Genomic DNA, 18,221 nt, shown 5'->3' with positions numbered 1-18,221 from the left:
AGACATCAGTAGCATTTATTCATAAAAGTAGCCAAAATCACAATCTTTCGCTGGAAGCATAGTTATGCAACAGGAAGTTTTAAGCAAACAGTTGGATTTATCAGCCTTACTCCATGATGTGTCAAATTCTTTTAAAGGGGTATCGTTGATTGTAAATCAGTTAATTGATGGTGTTTATGGATACTCTCTAGAAGAAATCAGACCATTTCTGGTAGCCCTACGGGATACTAATGACCGAGGTATGAGCTTGGTTGAAGCTAACAGAGTCTGTCAAGAAGTTAGACCAGTAACAGTAGCTCAGTTTGATATGTTGAGTTCTTTACAAACAACTTATTCTCTCTTCAAACCAATAGCGGAGTATCATTCGTTGAAAATGCACTATGAAACTCAATTATCATACAAGCATGGAACGCAAGTACAAGGTGACAGCATAAGTATTGACAGAATGCTATGTAATCTTGTAACAAACGCTATTAAGTACACTAGACATGGAGATATCTTTTTAAGACTGCTCAATCAAGAAGATGATTTAGTTATCGAAATTGAAGATACGGGCATAGGAATTACCAAAGAACAACTATCAAATATATTTATCCCGTTATGGCGAGCGCCAAATAGCAATTTATTACATCAATCAGGGATGGGACTAGGACTGTACATCGCCTTATGTGTGGCTCATGCTCATGGTTTGAGAATAAGCGTAGACTCGGTAGTTAGACAAGGAACCAAATTCACCATCATATTTCCTTACAAAGATAACGGGGTCTATGGGATTGATGATAGGATGTTGCCCAAGTCACAGAGGTTACAAGATGCGTTACCTATATGATGTGAAACTTTGGGACAGGATTGAAACAGGTGTGGAATTTCTAATTTTTGTGGCTTTGATGATAGCGGCAATTATCAAACTGGGCCAGAACGATTTTCTACAAGCATTGTTTTACATAGTATTAGCTGTGATCATCTCACCCTGGTCACAATTCGAGCGGGTGACTAAGCGGTATGTCTTGGTAAGTGTGTACATTCTTGGTTTGTTTGTTGGGTATTTTAGTTAGTCTAATTCTGGTCCGTCAGGAGATTGCTCGTTTTGTTTTTGCTGTGGTGGTGGCTGTGGTGGTGGCTGTTGTTGTCTAATATCAAAGTTGATCAGCTTTTGTGTTTCTTCTATAGACAGGTGATTGTGTATTACCTTGTATTCTTCGCTACTATCAGTTTTGTAAGCACTAAAGGCTGATTGATTATCACTTTTGCGCCAAACAGTCAGACGTTGCATTCCCTCTCTCATAAGTAGATTGAGTCGATAAGAGATGCCCTCATAAATTCGACCGCCGATAGTATCTTGTCCCTTTGTAACGATAATATTCATGAGTGCAGGAATGAGAGATTTTTTAACAACCTCATTATTTTCAGTCTCCTTTGGTGATGGCAAATGATGCTCAACTAAAGGTAACTTGCGCCCTTGAGACTGTAATATTTCTTGTAAGAACGTCTTTTTCCTCTCGGCTATTAAATTTTCAACTCTTGTGGAGTTGTCTATATCAGTTGTTTGCTCAATCTGACCCAATCCCAATTTTTGGGTGTACTCTTTAAGGTATTTTTCCTTGAGCGATCGCCTATATGATTCAGTAGTTTGAGCATTTTGGGACACAGATAGAGTATTTCTCATCTCACTAATAAGATTTTCGCGCTCTGTGGGGTCTAGTGCGGGGGTTATTGACGGTGAGGGTGGGAATTTCTCCATGATCAGCGCCAGCCTGTAGGCCATTTGGTTGTCAGAAAAACCACTGTTGCGGTTGATGAGAGTGATAGTTTGGGCCACTGAGCTAGATTGCATAGGTATTACAATTCTAATTCCTGTGAATTAGTAGTAGGTTGTTGTAGAGTATGAGATTTTTGAGGTTGGGAATGTACTTCAACCCTGGGCGTATAGGTATCGTTAATGATTTGGCTACGAGTATTGAGCAAATCCTGAATAACATCACTCAAAGGAGGAAGTGAGATATTCGTTTGCCCAATGTTGTGTTGCTCGACAAGACTTTGAAGGAGAATTTTTTGGTAAAGCTCACGCTGTTCGCCAATAGTTAGCTTACCAGTTTTTGAAATTTTGTCCCGTAAAGGGATGTTGTATTGATTGGCAACACTAGACCAAGTTTTATTAGTTTCTAAACCGTGCCAATGAGAGGCGATGTCAGGGTGAAGAGGCATGAGTGTATCACGCGCTGGGTCGGAAGAAAAGTGTGGCTGTAGTTGTTGAAAAGCCTGCGAACGCAAATCATTAACAATGTGGGCTAATGGTGGAAGCAGAATATCAGTACGTCCATTATGATTAATCTCACTCCAGGCTTGATTTTGAATCTGCTGGTAAAGTTCACGCTGTTCACCAACAGTTAATTTTCCAGTTTGCTGAATTTTAGATTGAAATTCTAAATGTCCTTGTGCTACAGTCTCATTCCAAGAACTATCTTTTTCTAACTGCTCCCAATATTGTTCCAAAACTGGATGCAGTGGTAGCAAAACTTTATCTAAGTTAGATGAATAATTTGGTGTAGTTGAGCGTGATACAGCATTCTGTTGTTTTGGAGAATTAGAGCTTGCTCCTTGTGGATTCGATTGTGTCTTGCGATCTGGTACGTTAGGCATAGATTGAGTAGATTGAGATGACTGCTCCTCGTCTAAATTACGGTTAATTTCGGGATGAAGGGGCAAGTCGATGTCACGGGTGTCTGTCGGGTTGCCAAATAAAGATTGATAATTAATATTAATATGCAGTTTTTGAGCCAATAATTTTAACTTCTCCAAATCAGCTTCAGTGATAGCCATCGCTTGGACTTGATGAGTCATACCAGTGTCAGTTTTATCAAACTGAAAGCGAACAGCTTCCCTCGTGCTACCATTGTGTTCAGTTTTGAATAATTGCAGAGTAGATGTATTGTCAGTGGTTTGCCGAAAAAGAATCCGGTAATTGCCCAAGGTTAAATCGTCTTTCTCGAAGCTAGTAATAGTTTGTGTGAGAATTTTTAATACCTCGTTTTCTTTGAAACTTTCTAAAATGTTATGTGTACCTTTAGGGGAGAGCGAGGAAAGAGTAGATGCAATTTTGCGCGGGTCTTCATCGACATCGGGTAGTTGTTTACCGCCTTTGAGGTAGTCTGAGATCAACAAAAACTCTTGTCTTTCAATAGGCAGGATGTTGATTTGTTTTTCTATCAAAGTTTTTTGTTCATCTTCTATTTCTGTGTCAGAAAGTTTAATATTGCCTACGTGTCCCCATTTATCAGCTTGAAAAGTCATTAACTCTAGCTCATCATGACGACGAGAGATACTGTATTTATCAGCACCATGATTCTTAATGGTGAAAGCATCAGCATGGTAAATTTTGCCACTGGTCTGCTGTTGTTCATCTTTAGCCTCAACACCATATTTTTTTAACAAAGTATAAGCAACAAAAGCTATTTGTTTATTCTCGCTAGCTTCCAGGCGCTTTCTAAAAAAATTAGGCTTATAAAGGGTAACATTTTCTTTTTTAGCCCAAGAACTAATTACAGGAGTTTCAGTTTGCTGGGCTGGCTCAGGTGGTTGGGCTAACTTAGGGACAGCATTTGTATGAATAATGTCTGAATCATTAACTTCTATATCTATAATTTGTGAACTAGGGTTAATAGGTGATTTAGCGCGATTTTTTTGAAATACACCAATGTTTGTTTCTAATTCGGGAGCATCTGTCACGGTAGAGTCTCCTTTTTGTTGATCAATTGTTTTAACTGTGCCATCTTTAAGCTTGATAGTAAAATGTAAACTATCAAGTTGATTTTGATGCCATGACTCTAGAGGTATAGCCTCGGCAGATAGCTTTTCAAAACTTTCTCCTCCCTGTGCGACTATAAAATCATCTACACCCTTATCCGGCCCTGGCAGCGTTACTACTTTAACGGCAGCACCAAATTCTTGTAATAAGCTTCCTGTCTTCCAAATATCTCTGTGGATATTGAGCTTAGTTTCAGGTTTGGTTTCATAATCAAAGCAGATTTTGATTTCTCTGCTTGGAGTAGCGAAAACAGCTAACTCTTCTGCCAGATAGGAATCACCAATTTTCTTGCCCCACTCGTTTTTAGGTGAGCGATAGCCGGAGGAAATCCCTGGTAGCCCAATGGCAGCATGACCCTGGCTTAACAGACTGGCTGCTTTCTTCGCTCCTTCGGTAATGGTAATGGGGACATTGTGCTTCCACACACAGTACCAGAATCCTGATTGGTGATCTTCTTTAGTGGGATTAACTTGATGTTTGGAGTAAATGCGTTCGGCAATTTCACGGGGAACATCTAACAAGAAAATACTCAATTCTACCGATGGTGGATGTTCATATTTGATGAATTTCCCTTCAACCACCACATATTTACCATCTTTTTTTACAGTTTTTGTCCTGGGTTGGTTTGGCTTATAACATCCCCATTCTTTAATTTGAGGTTGCTCACCAGGGGTAAGATTAGCAAATGTGCGCGGATCTACTCCAGAATTACACCACCAACCACCTGCATCTAAGTGGGAATAGAGTTCTAGAACCCTAATGGACAGGCTACCTGTATTTGTACGTGAGAGTTTGTCACTGATCATCAGCCGTTCCCAAGCTTCATGTTCGCCACCGACATAGCTAAAGTGAAGACTAGAGAAGTTCATCCGAGCAATATCAGCAGCGATCGCGCTGCCTACTACGAGTTCGTGCCAATGTTGCGGATCAATATGTTCCGGGGGAGCAGGGGAGGGAAGAGGAGCTGGCGTTGCAGGGGGAGAATTGGAGGAAATATTGTTACTATTTATTAATTCTAATTCCTCCTCTGCTCCCAATTCCCCTACTGCCTCAAGAGCCTCAATATCTGACCACAACACAAAGTTGTCTTGGCAGACTACTAGATGATCTTGGTCTTGAATAGGTAGATATTCCTGGGTGTTCTGCCACATCTGTATAGTTAAAAACTCAACAGATATGGCAGAAGGCGGAAGAATTAAGGGAGAATTAGGGTTGGGTAAAATTGGAGGTAAATCAGGATCAGGAGGAAAATTCGACGGTGTTATATCATTACTGCCGGGGAGAAGTTTAGGCAATAAATATGCCACCATCTCTTCTACTTGTTCTATTTCCTCATCTGTTACACCTTCTTTATTATCTTTAGACCATTTCCAGCCCCCATCCTCATCAGGAGTAAGGAAATAAGTTTCTTCCCCTATTTCAATTCGACATTTTAGATCAATAGCTGATTCTATTGATTTGTAAATAAACTCTCCCAAGGGATAAATGAAAGCTCTAATAAAATGCTGACTAGCTCTAGCGTAAGCGGAAGTAAGTTGCAAATGTCGTTCATCAAACATATTTTTTGTAAATTATTTATATACTGTGCTTTGTGCTGTACTCTTGTTTAGGGACAACAGTTGCAGCGTCTTTGCAAATATTTATTATTAACAGGGTTTTCTAATATCCGAGAACAAGACTGACGTAAAACCTCATATTGTTGCCAGTTAGCCCCCAAGTATTTGACATCAATGAGTTGACCTTTTGGAGTAACGCGATTAAAAACAATATGAATGTAAACATGACTAGGTTTAATATCGAAAAAATAAATGTACTGTAAATCATGCCAGCCAATACCGTGAATATATTGACTAACAATTTGAAAGCATGATTGTTGGTTGAGTGTGATATAAATATTTTTTAAGCTGATGACAATATAAATTCCCAAACTCTTAAGTCTTGGTCTAGTTCCAGACAAGGTATTAAAATTATCGATAATTTGAGCCAGAGGCAGATTAATATCAATGAAACTACCATGAGCGAGAATATACTGTTGAGATAAAGTTCTGATTAAGTCAAAATTATCAATCTTAAATTCTTCAATAGTCATTTTCATAAGATTAAAACCCGATATTAGAATTAACTTGGTTTTGGTTAACCATACTACCAACGTCTTTTGATGTCAGACCGGGGTTATTAGAAACAGCTTGAGGATTTTGGGGAATAGGAAAGCGTGACTCAACTTGCCTAATCCGTAAAGCTAAATCCTGCCCAGAGGGAAATTTCTGCGTACTTCTCCTAGCTAATAAACTGACAATTCTTGCCCATTTCAGTTGATTGTACTTATCAATATTTTGGAGTAACTCATTAATTTTGATAGTTTTGAGTAAGGGAACAGACCCCTCATTTCTATTGGCATAAGCAGGATTAATAAAAACACATTTGCCAGCAATGAGTTTCAGGAATTGAGCCGATTCAAAAAGCTTTCTAGTTTTTTCCTGGTCACTAATACTGGTGCTATTATTTTTACTACCAGTAGAACGGCTTTTTTGCTTGTACTTAATTTCTTCATCACCCAAGAAGCTGGAGAATAATTGCGCCGACTCGTTCTCACCAGGATTGAAGATGAATTTAGTACTGCAAGCACCAAGAATAGCCTTAGCAATATCTTTACCGTAATTCTTCTCAAGTTGCCCCATATTTTGGAAGCCGATAATACCGCAGAAGCCCTCAGAACGTGATTCATTGAGCCACCTGTAGAGGTCAGGTAAGTAAATTGAAGGTAATTCGTCGAGTGCAACGATGAGTGGGTCAAGTCGCTTTTTGGCAATATTTCGGGCGATGGTCATGTGTAAAATACTGGTCATGAGAGGCCCTACTGCATCTCGGCGTTCTCTGTCTAGCCCAAAAATAATCATCTGTTTACCTTTGATTTCCAAAGGTAAAGTCGTCTTACCGATGAAACAGCCCAAGGTGTTTTTCGCCATAAAGCGAGTAAACATAATACTGGCAGTAGCGACAATCCCGGCAACGGTCTTTTCACTTGCTGCGGAACTGAACAACTGACCAAAAGCAATTTTCACCCAAGGGTTAAGTGAAGCAGCCATGAGGCGTTTGACCATCTGTTCACTAGAAAGTATCGCCGCACAGGTCATGACATCCGCGAATTGACCGAACTCTTTAGCTAACATCAAAATTGCTTGAGTCAACTGATCTCCGGACGGCCCGAAGAACCCATCCTCACTTGCATTACCTAAAAGCCGAAAATTCTTGTTGATGACGGTGGAAATTTGTCGTGCGCTTTCGGCATCACTACTGTCTTTGAGGAAATCAAGAGGATTGCAAACTTCAGACTCAGGGAATCCTGGTGCAAATATGTGGACATCATAGCCCTTGTACTTGGCATAACTGGCAACTTTTGCTTGTGATGGATATTTGAAATCGTAGGCGATGATAGGAAAGCCTTGATCTATAGCCGAGTAAATCATCGGATTGATGGCACTGAATGTTTTACCACTACCGGGAGCGCCAATGACCGCCGTACCTCGTTGCACATCAGGAATATAAAAATTAATGCTAGTATTTTTTTCCTTTGAACCAAAAAATGTGTGTTTACCAATATAAAGTGCAGCACTATCACATTTAGGACTAGCTATTTGCAAAAGTGCTTTTTGATTAGCATTTTTAGTTTCTTTAACACCTCCCCAATAACTAGTAGCAATTTTTTTCTTGTTAGAGTCGCCAAAAAATACCCTGATCAAAATATAAGAACCAAGTAAGGATAAAACTGTTAAACCATTAGGAGTTAACAATTGATGAGTGTACTTGCCAATTGCATCGTGAGGATTTTGTAATTGCTCAAACCGAAACTCCTTACTGTTAACGCTATTTGCTTCTTCAGATTTGCTCATATTTATCAAATTTTAGAAATCTTTGGTCTACTTGTTTAGCTCTTAGAGCTAATTCATCCTCAACAGGAACAAGTTTCATATTTTTATGGCTTTCCCAACGAATAGAAACTTCTTGATTGAAGTCTTCTGCAAGAATAATTATTGGTTTTATTTGCTGACTACCAATTTGGTTAGGTAAACTAGCATTCATTGATTGATCTATGGCAACTATTAAAGATGAGCCGCACAGGGCAATATGCTGAGTCAATAACAACTCAAAAATACTGAAAATTAAGGGAGCAACAGCGTGATTGTGCTGGTTAATACCAAAAATAATCATTTGACGCTCTTTAACTTTCAAAGGAAGTGTAGATTTACCAATTAGCCAAGGTACACATCTATCAACCATAAATTCAGAAAACATTATACAGGCACTATCGACAACGCTAGCGGTTGTCAGTGGTGATTCTGCACAACTGAATAATTGACCAAAAGCTACCTTAATCCAAGGATTGAGATTGGCATTTATCAATCGTTTAACCAAGTATTCGCTCTTAATGATGGCAGTAGCGGTAAGAATATCGCTATGAGCGCCAAACTCTTTAGTTAGCATGAGAATCGCTTTAGTTAGCTGTTCACCCGAAGCATCGAAAAAACTATTGTTATTATTTAATCGCCAAAAATATTTATTAATTGAACTAGCCAGAAGATGAGCAGTTTGAGCATCCTGATTATCAATCAAAAAATCTAAGGGATTGCAAATATCTGACTCACTAAATCCAGGGGCGAATACATGAACATCATAGCCGAATGGCACTAAGAAAAGCGTAAATCCCTTATATAACTGGCTTTTGGGTGTGGGGTGTGGGGTGTGGGGTGTGGGGTGTGGGAAATCAAGAAAATGTTGAACTCCTTGACGCAACTAAAGTTTAATTGTCTTAAACACCACACCCTACACCCTACCCCCAACAAAGAGCCCTGGCGACGTTTCACCTTTTCTTAGTGCCATTCCATCATAGCCTTGACTTCGAGCGTAATCACCAATTGAGACTGAGGGATATTGAGTATCAACAACAATGATGCTCTGCCCTATTTCTATTGCAGCGTAAATCATGTTCAAAATATTAATTTAATTATGGTAAAGAATTTGGGTAAGAATTCAGCACCCAGGAGTCAGAAGTCAGAATAAAGACAAGAATTCAACATAATTAGTACATTTATTTATCAAATTTATTCCTAATTCTTTAGGTATTCAGGCGAATGTATTCTGGTTCATAATTCTGAATTCTGAATTCTGAATCCTGAATTCTTACGAATTTGGTTTACCAAGAACGATAGGGTCTTGCTCTCGGTAGACAATAAAAAGTACAGGGCCAATGAAATAGGGACTGCAAGTGCGACCAATGAAGGGAATGGTTTTGCAGATACGGAAAAACATAGTAGTTTCCACCTTTCCACTGTCTTCATAAATATTCCAGACTACTTGTTTAAAACTGGAGCCAAAGGGGTTCCTGCCAGTCGGCTCTTTACCACCATTGAGAGCTTTTAAAATGCCAAACCCACCATTAACCTTTTGAAATTTACCGGACATCCACTGTGTACCAGTAGTTTTGCCAATGCCTGACATCTCTGCATGAGCGCAATTATCTTGGAGGCAGGGAACATTAAACCCTTGCTGATAACTCCCGGAAATAGAGCGAATGCGGTTAGCCTCGATATCTCGCAATGGCAAATCCACTTTGGCCACAAATGATAAATCAAGTGTTCTTAGCCCAGGTAAATTATCCCAAGTTAGTATTGATAATCCAGGCACACCAATAATTTTCGAGTCTTGCCAATTTGCAAAGCGATTTATTGATGCGTTCTGGATATTAGGAATGGATGTCAAAGGATAATTTTTTAAATTAATTGCTCGACCAATTTGAACATTACGTAAATTGGAATAGCGTCCCAGATTAGCGATTGTACCGCCATTAATGCCAAATCTTCTGGCAAAATCACGGATGGGTGGTACACTGGCAACACTTCTATTGCCCAAACCCGGAACTGCTTTTACTAAATTTGGTAATGTTTGCCACCCGGTTAATTGAAAGTCAGACAGTCTCAATCGACTTAAATTGATTTCCTGTACTCTAGCTATCGTTGAAAGGTTTAGAGTTTCTATGGCTAGTTGAGGAGTTTCAAAATCTCCCAATTCCATAAACTGGTCAATACTTTGTCCCGCCCTCCAGCTTCTGGTTTCTGTACCTTTAGTGCTTGGGTAAGTGACGCTGCCACTAACAGAAATAATCATGTCACTGAAACGCAAGCGCGACCAATCAGGAGTAAACCCATTGGGTGAATTTACAATGGGTACTTGTGCAGAGGCTTTGGGCATGATTAACCCAATGGTTTGATTGAGTAGCCCGTACTTAATAAAACTATGAATGAATAAACTACCCGCTAAACCAAAAAAGATGAAGTAACGTAAGGCGTTATCATTGAGGCGAAAAGATGATTTCATAAGCCATTACCGCCGTGTTAAATTATCAGAACTATTACTTAAAGCAATTAATTTATTAACTAAATCTTGAGAGACAGAAGCTTTGTTAGCAGCAGTAGAAATGTCATCACCTGCTTGTAAATAACCAATGAACTTTTGCAAGCGTTGGTGTAGTTCATCTTGGTAATTTATCCATCCACTTTTAATAGCGGTAACAATACCACTTCTGATTTGATTAATTGTTTTTTGTGTTTTAACTAATGATTGCAATTGAGGTTTTGGGGTTGCTTGTTCTCGTGCCACATCACTCTTGATCACTACCTGGCTATATTTAGGGGTGCTATTACTTGTTGCTAGTCGAAAACTGTAAGCCTTGCGTTCACCAGTTGATGATTGTGTAATGACTGTGAGCAATGTGGTGGATGATTGCGGTAAGCCGGGAATGTTAACTTTGCTGATCCGTCGCAAATGAATTAGTCCCGCACCCGGATTAGAGCAATTTTGATCCAATCCTTCTAAGCAACCATCTGTATCAATCAGGATTTGTGAAGGGTCATCCAACCAGACTTTTTTGATGATTTCGCCAATTTCATAGAAAGAAATAGCTACCCCGTGACCATTCCAGACGTTGATAGTTTGTAAAGTTGCCCCTTGACCGCTAGCTTGAGTCTGTTTGATGGTGCGAACGACTGGAGCGGCAATTGTGGAGATTGGAGCCAGAGCGAACGCCAACGCTAAAGTGTAGCTTGTAACTGTGTTAATTATGCTTTTCATGGTAACTCCAAAGAGCGATTGACATTAAAGGTAAGTTTGGTTCCCTTTGGAATAAACCAAGCATTGGGGCGAGAGAGAATTTCTTGCGTAGTTCGTTGATTACGTTGGCTGATGTTTTCGCTAACTTGACCAAAAAACCCTTCGAGTAATGCACCAGTAATATTGCGTTGATTGCCACTGCTACGTCTACGAAACCGTCCGGTAAATTCATCCTCAATTTCTTCTTCACTATTAGGTTGGTTCATAATCTCCCCAACCTTTCCTAATGCAGACACAGCGCCACCAAACAAGTCATTACGGGCAATCTCGCCACCCCTATCCTGAAATTTCCTGGCTATCAAAGGTCTACCACCTTCTCCAGTCACGGAAATTGCACCCGCTGCTATGGGATATTCTGTATTATCTTTAATGATCGCCCTGACATAAGCGATCGCTTGACTGCCGCCATCAACCGAAGCTAACTCGACTGCCAATAAAGTACCGTCAGGGATTGCGACTTGCCCATAGTTATCGTGTAAATCCTCTTGCAATCTAGCAACAGACCTAGTGCTATTAGAAATTGGCGTTTGTGTCTGCTGGGAATTATTAACTGTGGACTGAACTAAAGGTGTAACAAGAACACCACTAGCAAAAGTACCAACAGTAAGGTAGCGAGTTTGTTTAGCTTCAAGTATTTGTCTTTCCTGGACTAAATATTTATCCGACTTAGCAAGAGCTTCCACTTGCCACCGGGGGCGGATTTTTTCAATCGAGTCAGTTGAGTTTTGCGGCGTGGTTTGCTCAACAGAATCATTACCTACATTATTGAAATCAGTTTGTTCATCAGGTTGACTGGGTTGATTTTGAGCCGGGTCTAATGAAGATTGGTCGTTGATGTTAGTTTCGGCATAAGCGATTTTGCCGTAAGAACCGATGCTACGGAGTTTGTTGATTTGCTCCATAGGATCTAAGGGTGTGGCTGTTCGCGCTCCTATAGAGGGTCTAGGAGAAAAACTCGTGCGTGTTGGTCGCGGAGTGTAGGTTTTAATCGCTTGTGATGCAGTTCGAGGTACAGGGCGTGGGGAAGAATTTTCAACAGGGCGCGGTGACGGTGGGGTGGATGGTACGACCTTTGGAGTTTGAGAGACTTTTACTTGTGCAGGTTGTTCTTTTTGGTCTTTATTAATTTTGTTCAGTTCATCGGCTTGGTCAGATAAAGCTAGTTTTGCACGCGCATCGCCATCACCATCATCACTTTGTTGTGCTTGCTCAGTAGTTGATGCTGACTCTGTTGTTTTAAGAGCAAATTTTGGTGCTGGTGCAGGATTAAACACTCCATTGAGCATGAAAAATATAGCTAAAAATCCAACTCCAAAGGGAATAGTGATTATTGCTAGTCTTGACCAAGGTGAAGTGACAAATGTATGCTTAGTAGCCACTAGCAAACTTTCTGGCTCTGGCGGTTTATTACCATTAGTTTTACTACTAGCATCATCTATATGAAGCAAATCCTCTAGAGTCGCACCTGAACCATTTTTATGATTCTCTATACTCATTTTCTTTGGCCTAAATCTAAATTAACAATTTCAGTAATTTCCAATCTGGCCTTCCTTGCCGAATAGATTTTCTTGGCTAATTCACTAGTATTAGCTGGGATATACTCTGGATTAGAAATTGAGACAAGTGTAATGGTTTTATTAAAAGTAATTCCTTTGCCGGAATTATCTGCACGGTCAAAAGTTACAAGTGTACTAATAAAATCTATCTCCCACTTGCCTTCCCTAATTTTGCGTGGATTAGAAATAGCTCTGGGAATTAAAGATACTTGTGATTCTCCATTAAATACTCCATTAGGAGTGATTGATGCTAGCTTTTTCAAAAAGGCGGCTCTGAATCCTCCGTTTTCACTCAAAGCAAAGGCAGCATCGTAAGCTTTTGCAGTCACTCGGCTATTAAATTTATTATTAATTCTGCCTACTTCTATCCCAGTATCTTGCTTAGTTATAGGTTCACCTTTTTCATTGAAAGCTTGTACTATTCCATCCCAGTTAAACATTTTCACAAAGGTATCGGAAACGAATTTCTTTATCACCTCATCAGAGCGTTCTTTTGGGTCTACTGCTCTGGCGGTAATTGTATCCCCTGACGAGAGTTGTACCAGTGCTAATTGCTTTCTATTTAATACAGAAATTGCCCCATAATTGAGGAATTGTAACAACAGAGATAACGCTGCCATTGAGAAGCCAGCTAAAGAAATTATTCCTACTCTAGTTGTGACGTATTTATTGTATCTGAGTAGTTGTAATGGCTCTTTTTTTGTTGGCGAAGCTTTTTTATGATTCAGCATTATCTTAACTAAAGATGTCAGGGTATATGGGCAATATGTAAGAATTCAGGACTCAGAAGCCAGAATTTATAGGAGATTTAGTATTAGAAGTATATCCACAAATCAATCTAGTTCCTGATTTTTCTATCATTCAGAAGAACTGAATTCTGACGAATGTATTCTGACGGCAATATCACTTTGCTATTTTTCCAACTAAACTACCGCCTTTAGTTACCAAACCCTTAGTGACTTCAATGGCAATCCCAGTGTAAGTTTCAGATGCTTTATTAATTTGAGCAAGTACAGCAACCCCACCACCAGCCGCTAATCCTGTAGCTAAGAATGGCGCGATTATACCAATAGTAAATAGGAAGAACATTGGCTGATAAGACTTAGAATCTGCGATTAATTGTCCAGCAAATCCTACGATGAGATTAAAACATAGTTTGCCAAAACCAACACTGAAATATCCAACGAGCCAAGTGTAAATTGATTTAGCCCCGTAGGGCAGCAAAGAACCACCAACCGCAACTGGCCCAAGAAGTGCTGTTACCAGCATTGTTAATTCAATTCCCCATTGATAGGCTCCATTCATCCCGACTAAAATTATAGTAACAATGTCTGTTATAGCAGAACCGACAAAGCCATTTATGGGAGAGAGTATTAAATCTAGTCCATTTGCCTTGCGCTTTTTAAAATCATTGAATGCATCAACAGCACCATCAATCGCATCGATAAACCAAGAAAATAGTCCGTCAGCACCAAATTTATCGGGATATTTCTCTTTTAAGTCTGACTTTGCTTTATTAAGACATTCTATCTGCTCTTGCTGGCTCAAAGACGAATTTTGACACCTGTTAACAGTTAGACCAATGGCACTACGTGCTGCTTCTGTTCCTAATGCTTGTTCATATGCTTGTTTAAGATCAATCCCCGCAGCAGCTTGGCTAAGAACTATATTATTTACATTATTAATATAGTTTCTAATGCCCAAAGTTGATTTTCCTAAAACATTTCCATTATTACTTAAGAGATAGATAACTATTAATGGCCAAATAAAATCAGTGTAAGCTCTTTGTTCTTCCCCTGCCATCATTTTTTTTGTCCATTCAACCATGAAGAAAGTTAACGTAGCTATAGCGAATAAAGCACCAACTTTACAAATTGCTGAATAAACACCACCCGTAATAGTTTCTTGCCAAAGCTCATCAAATCCTTTTGCTACTGAAGCCGCATTTTCCTTAGCTAAATTAGCTAAATCACCACCATCTAGTTTTGCTAGTAAAAACATGATTTAAATCCTTGCTAAATCTAGTAATGTTTAAAAATATTTCAAGCCTGGTTAATTGTTTGTATAGGAAGAAAAGCTGTTGTAGCTTTAACTCCTATTCTGTTTCTATACCGTTTTAATCAGCAGAAGCTGGATCTAGGCGTGCATTAAGTACGACTTCATGTAACAGGGACAGCCTGCCATCTTCTTGGAAGTTCTCCTTTTTCCGTTGGGAGTCAAGATGCTCTGCCACTTGTGTCAGCATCAGGTTTGAATACGATGTATCTTGCCTTGCCATGAGTGAATCAGTACGCTGCTGTGCCAACATTGAGACAATTAAGCCATTAGTCGCGGCGATCGCTTTGAGTACGTTCTGAGAAGCATCCATATTCTGTGCTTCGTCAGCAATACTTTTTGCTTGCTGGGCGATTTGTGCAGTAATATCAATCTTGGCTTGAGTTTGTTGCTGGCCATCCCGGCTAACAACACTAGCGACAGAAGCCAGAGTAATTTGGCGCTCTAGCTCCTGAGCTTTTTCTTGAGCTACTGGATAAGAATAATCATCCTTGAGAGAATCTTTGAGTTGTTCTGCTGAAGCGATAGGGTCGGGCGCACCCAATTGTCCGATAGAACTATCAATTGCCGCAGTAGCATTTTCCTTGATGTCAGCCCAACTGATATTGATTTTTTCCTTAGCATTATCTTGAATCTTGGAAAGCTCAGTTTGAATATCCGAGACAATGGAACTAAAAAAATCGTTAATGCTGATGCCATAACTAGGTGCAGCAATAAAGAAACCGCCAAAAGTAGCAGCAGTTATCGCACCAATTTTCAATTTTTTTATGATTGGTTTCATGACTTACGCCACCTGCTTTGAATGTGATTTTGAAATCAACCCTTTAGCTAAGTCTGAGAGGTTTTCTCCGCGAATCATCCTGATATAATCCTCCGAAAACTTGACTAAGCCAAGTAAAGGATTGTGTTGATATTCTTTGAGAAATAGACTTCGTAATTCCTGCTCGTTGGGATTATTAGCGACAGACGCTAATAGACAATAAGCCGGATAATATCGACAGAAAGTCAGCTTGCCATTGTCATCTAATAGCCAATTAGAATAAATCCCCTCCTTTTTCGGATAAAAAGCTTCAGTACTGTTGACCCTGATGATTTCAGTAGGATACTTAAAACGAACAATAAATGGGTCAACCGCTGATGATTGAACCCTGCCTACCAAGCGCGTAGTGATATTGGCAAATATCTTCTGAGCAGCTTTGCTTTGGTATATGGTTTCTGGCTCTTGAGCAGAAATAATAACGCGGATACCAGACTTAGCACCGTTAGCGCATAATCGCCCAATCAAATCAGCGATCGCATCAAATTGAAATAAAATTGGCGCTTCATCCAGGAAGAAAATTGAAGCTTTTGAAGAAAGTGCGCGACGTAAAGCCGCCGCATAAGCACTAAGAGCGAGTATGGCAGCATCAGCTTCACTTGATAAATTACGCAAAGCAAATACTAAGAGTTTGGCATTAGTTCTAAAGCTGGATGGACGTGAGATTGATTGTCCTACCCTGGTACTCAACCAATAATTTATTCTCAGTCTCACTTGCTGCAAAGCTTCGGGAATTTCTTGACTATTACTAGCAATAGAATCTAATTGTATGAAAGCCGGAGAACAAAAATTATAAAAGTCTTTGAGTGTCGGAGTTTCATTCCATTCTTTAGTTCCAAACCCCTGAAGTATTGCTAACTTGTACCGCAATTTAATTTCATCATCATTAAAAAAAGTTTTTAATGTTAACGTAATAATAGACTCAATGTTTGTAACCATTGAAGGGTTAACGCCAATAGTGCTAGTTCCAATCACCATTGTCATCAGCACTGATTTGAGAAATTCCTTGAAGTCGTTCAATCGCTCATTTCTTAGTTCTGCATCTAGAGAACGTAAATTAGGCAGTTCAAAAAGATTGTTTGATTCCTTGGAGATGTCAAAGTATGCCCCATTTTCACCTAGTAAATTGGTGTAGTCGGTGAATGTAGAAGTACCGTCTGGTTTGGGATAGTCTAGTGCCACTACCGGAATATCTTGTGCCAGAGCTGGGGTTAATATTCCTGCCACCAGTACAGATTTACCACTTCGAGTAGCACCAAATACAGCCAAATTCTTATGATTCTGGTATAAATCTAGGTGTACTGGTGTGCCTCCTTCTTCTGCAATTAATTCAAAGCCAGTGAGATCGCCTGTGGCAGTCCTAATCAATGGCATCAGCCCCGGTGCTTCTGAACTGAAGTAAGGCAGTCTCCGGTTAAACGGCTTGGTTAACAACGGCTCCCACACAAAGGAACAGCACTGCAACCATAGCTTCCATGCGTACTCAATTTCTCGGTCTACAACAGCCGGACGCAGAAAGTAACTGGCAAGATATCTGCAAGCCTCATCTAACTCCCTAATGGTTTTGCGGTGAACGAGAAAAGCGACTGCGGTATGTACGACAACACTACCTTTGTATATTGTCTTTTGTGCTTCTACGGCTGACTCAATGTTCATGCCTGACTTGACATCAATGTTTCCTTTCTCTGTGGATAAAGAAGTGCTAGTGATCGACTGCTTAGTTATTCTCTGCAAATTAGTTTTAGAGATAGTTTGGTTGGCCTTAGTTAGCTGACAAATCACCTCGGTGTCATAAATACTATCTCTAGAAATTAACTCCCACAGATATCGCAGTTGTGCTTGTTCGTCATACCAGCCCCCTGGCTTTTGGCTAAAGTTGAGCGCCCCAATATATTTATCTTGGATTTTTACCCATTTCCTGTCAAAGAATGGTATAGACTCCTCATTCTCTAACATCTGGTGGCGAATATGAAAATCACTGGTTTGAGTTTCTACTAGTCCATTTATTGTGTCTATAGAAAGAGGGTTAGGAATTGGTGGAGGTGTAGAGTAATTAAACTGTTGCCAAATTATTGACCAAATTTCTTCAGCACTTAAAGCTCTAATTCCCAACTTCATTTTGTTGCCAAGAATGGCTGACCACTGCAAAAATCCATCATTAAATGAATTTTGGAGAATATTCTCAATCCTGATATTATTATGGGCATGAATTTCCCCTGTAAAGCGAAACCAGCCCTTCTCTAATTTTCTAATAATAGATTCAATAAAATCCTGAGAACGTTCATCGTCAGAGACTACAGTATATGTACACCATAGTTGTAAGAATTTATTTTTGCGAGTTCCACTTTGCGTTAATTCTTTAACTCGCAATCTTTCACTACGGAGCAATAGCTTTAACTGGTCAATAGAGCAAGCTGACTCTAAAGAAGATAATTCTTTTTGTCTGCTATAGTCGGAAGTAAAAGACCCTAAATGTATTGTTAAGTTTTCTCCTTCTGGTATTTCTTTTAGACCTGCTTCTATCCCTTCAAAAATAGACAGCATTTGCTCTGTTGGAAGATTGGGATGAACCCCCAAGCAATCAAAGCAGAATTTAATTTGAATATTTTCACCTTTTTTCAGAATTAATGCGCCTACGCCCTGCCTACCTCCTAAGTTGAGGTTACAAATACCCGCTAAATGGATAATATCTTCAAAGGGAGTGAGCATTTTGACAACACTAATCTGCTCGTTTTCTAACTTCCCTTTCCCTAATTTATCTTTATTTTTATCTTGCTTAGAACTTTTCATAGTTTTATCAATAACTTGAAAAATATAAAATCTA

14 protein-coding genes are annotated in these 18,221 nt (G+C 39.5%); 2 read left to right on the top strand and 12 right to left on the bottom strand.

Features of this window, described 5'->3' with window-relative positions; genetic code table 11:
* The first annotated feature begins 64 nt into the window (after positions 1-64).
* On the top strand, positions 65-829 hold the full coding sequence (locus WKK05_RS39670; RefSeq protein ID WP_341531729.1) for an ATP-binding protein: 765 nt from the start codon (positions 65-67) through the stop codon (positions 827-829).
* A complete protein-coding gene (locus tag WKK05_RS39665) occupies positions 813-1,055 on the top strand; it encodes a hypothetical protein (RefSeq protein ID WP_341531728.1) in 243 nt (80 codons plus the stop codon). Before WKK05_RS39670 ends, WKK05_RS39665 begins: the two co-directional genes overlap by 17 nt.
* Here WKK05_RS39665 and WKK05_RS39660 read toward each other — a convergent pair.
* The 12 genes from WKK05_RS39660 to WKK05_RS39605 all read right to left on the bottom strand — a co-directional run bounded on the left by WKK05_RS39660 (position 1,052) and on the right by WKK05_RS39605 (position 18,187).
* Positions 1,052-1,834 (bottom strand): hypothetical protein, encoded by a 783-nt coding sequence (locus WKK05_RS39660; RefSeq protein ID WP_341531727.1) that lies wholly within the window; start codon positions 1,832-1,834, stop codon positions 1,052-1,054. The two genes, WKK05_RS39665 and WKK05_RS39660, sit on opposite strands and share 4 nt — an antisense overlap.
* A gap of 5 nt (positions 1,835-1,839) precedes the next feature.
* Positions 1,840-5,364, bottom strand: coding sequence for a DUF3854 domain-containing protein (locus tag WKK05_RS39655; protein WP_341531726.1), 3,525 nt, complete (start codon positions 5,362-5,364; stop codon positions 1,840-1,842).
* A 47-nt stretch (positions 5,365-5,411) separates the two neighbouring features.
* The gene (locus tag WKK05_RS39650) at positions 5,412-5,900 is read right to left on the bottom strand and encodes a hypothetical protein (RefSeq protein ID WP_341531725.1); all 489 of its coding nucleotides are present in this window, start codon (positions 5,898-5,900) and stop codon (positions 5,412-5,414) included.
* Between the two features lie 4 nt (positions 5,901-5,904).
* Positions 5,905-7,695 (bottom strand): TraM recognition domain-containing protein, encoded by a 1,791-nt coding sequence (locus WKK05_RS39645; RefSeq protein ID WP_341531724.1) that lies wholly within the window; start codon positions 7,693-7,695, stop codon positions 5,905-5,907.
* The gene (locus tag WKK05_RS39640; RefSeq protein WP_341531723.1) at positions 7,682-8,596 is read right to left on the bottom strand and encodes a hypothetical protein; all 915 of its coding nucleotides are present in this window, start codon (positions 8,594-8,596) and stop codon (positions 7,682-7,684) included. The genes WKK05_RS39645 and WKK05_RS39640 overlap by 14 nt, the downstream gene beginning before the upstream one ends.
* Positions 8,597-8,983: 387 nt before the next feature.
* Positions 8,984-10,177, bottom strand: a complete 1,194-nt coding sequence (locus WKK05_RS39635) for a hypothetical protein (RefSeq protein ID WP_341531722.1) — start codon at positions 10,175-10,177, stop codon at positions 8,984-8,986.
* 6 nt (positions 10,178-10,183) lie between these two features.
* Positions 10,184-10,930, bottom strand: coding sequence for a hypothetical protein (locus WKK05_RS39630; protein WP_341531721.1), 747 nt, complete (start codon positions 10,928-10,930; stop codon positions 10,184-10,186).
* A complete protein-coding gene (locus WKK05_RS39625; RefSeq protein ID WP_341531720.1) occupies positions 10,927-12,465 on the bottom strand; it encodes a TrbI/VirB10 family protein in 1,539 nt (512 codons plus the stop codon). The genes WKK05_RS39630 and WKK05_RS39625 overlap by 4 nt, the downstream gene beginning before the upstream one ends.
* Positions 12,462-13,256 carry a hypothetical protein gene (locus tag WKK05_RS39620; RefSeq protein ID WP_341531719.1) on the bottom strand — a complete coding sequence of 265 codons (795 nt, stop codon included), beginning with the start codon at positions 13,254-13,256 and terminating at the stop codon, positions 12,462-12,464. Before WKK05_RS39620 ends, WKK05_RS39625 begins: the two co-directional genes overlap by 4 nt.
* A 172-nt stretch (positions 13,257-13,428) precedes the next feature.
* Positions 13,429-14,526, bottom strand: a complete 1,098-nt coding sequence (locus WKK05_RS39615; RefSeq protein WP_341531718.1) for a hypothetical protein — start codon at positions 14,524-14,526, stop codon at positions 13,429-13,431.
* Positions 14,527-14,641: 115 nt separating this feature from the next.
* Entirely contained in the window at positions 14,642-15,361 is a 720-nt protein-coding gene (locus tag WKK05_RS39610) for a hypothetical protein (RefSeq protein ID WP_341531717.1), read from the bottom strand.
* 3 nt (positions 15,362-15,364) lie between these two features.
* The gene (locus WKK05_RS39605) at positions 15,365-18,187 is read right to left on the bottom strand and encodes a hypothetical protein (protein WP_341531716.1); all 2,823 of its coding nucleotides are present in this window, start codon (positions 18,185-18,187) and stop codon (positions 15,365-15,367) included.
* Positions 18,188-18,221 lie beyond the last annotated feature (34 nt).

This window comes from Nostoc sp. UHCC 0302, assembly GCF_038096175.1.
GTDB lineage: Bacteria > Cyanobacteriota > Cyanobacteriia > Cyanobacteriales > Nostocaceae > UHCC-0302.
The sequence above is the reverse complement of the archived record's forward strand: the minus strand, read 5'-3'. Positions and strand labels throughout refer to the sequence as shown.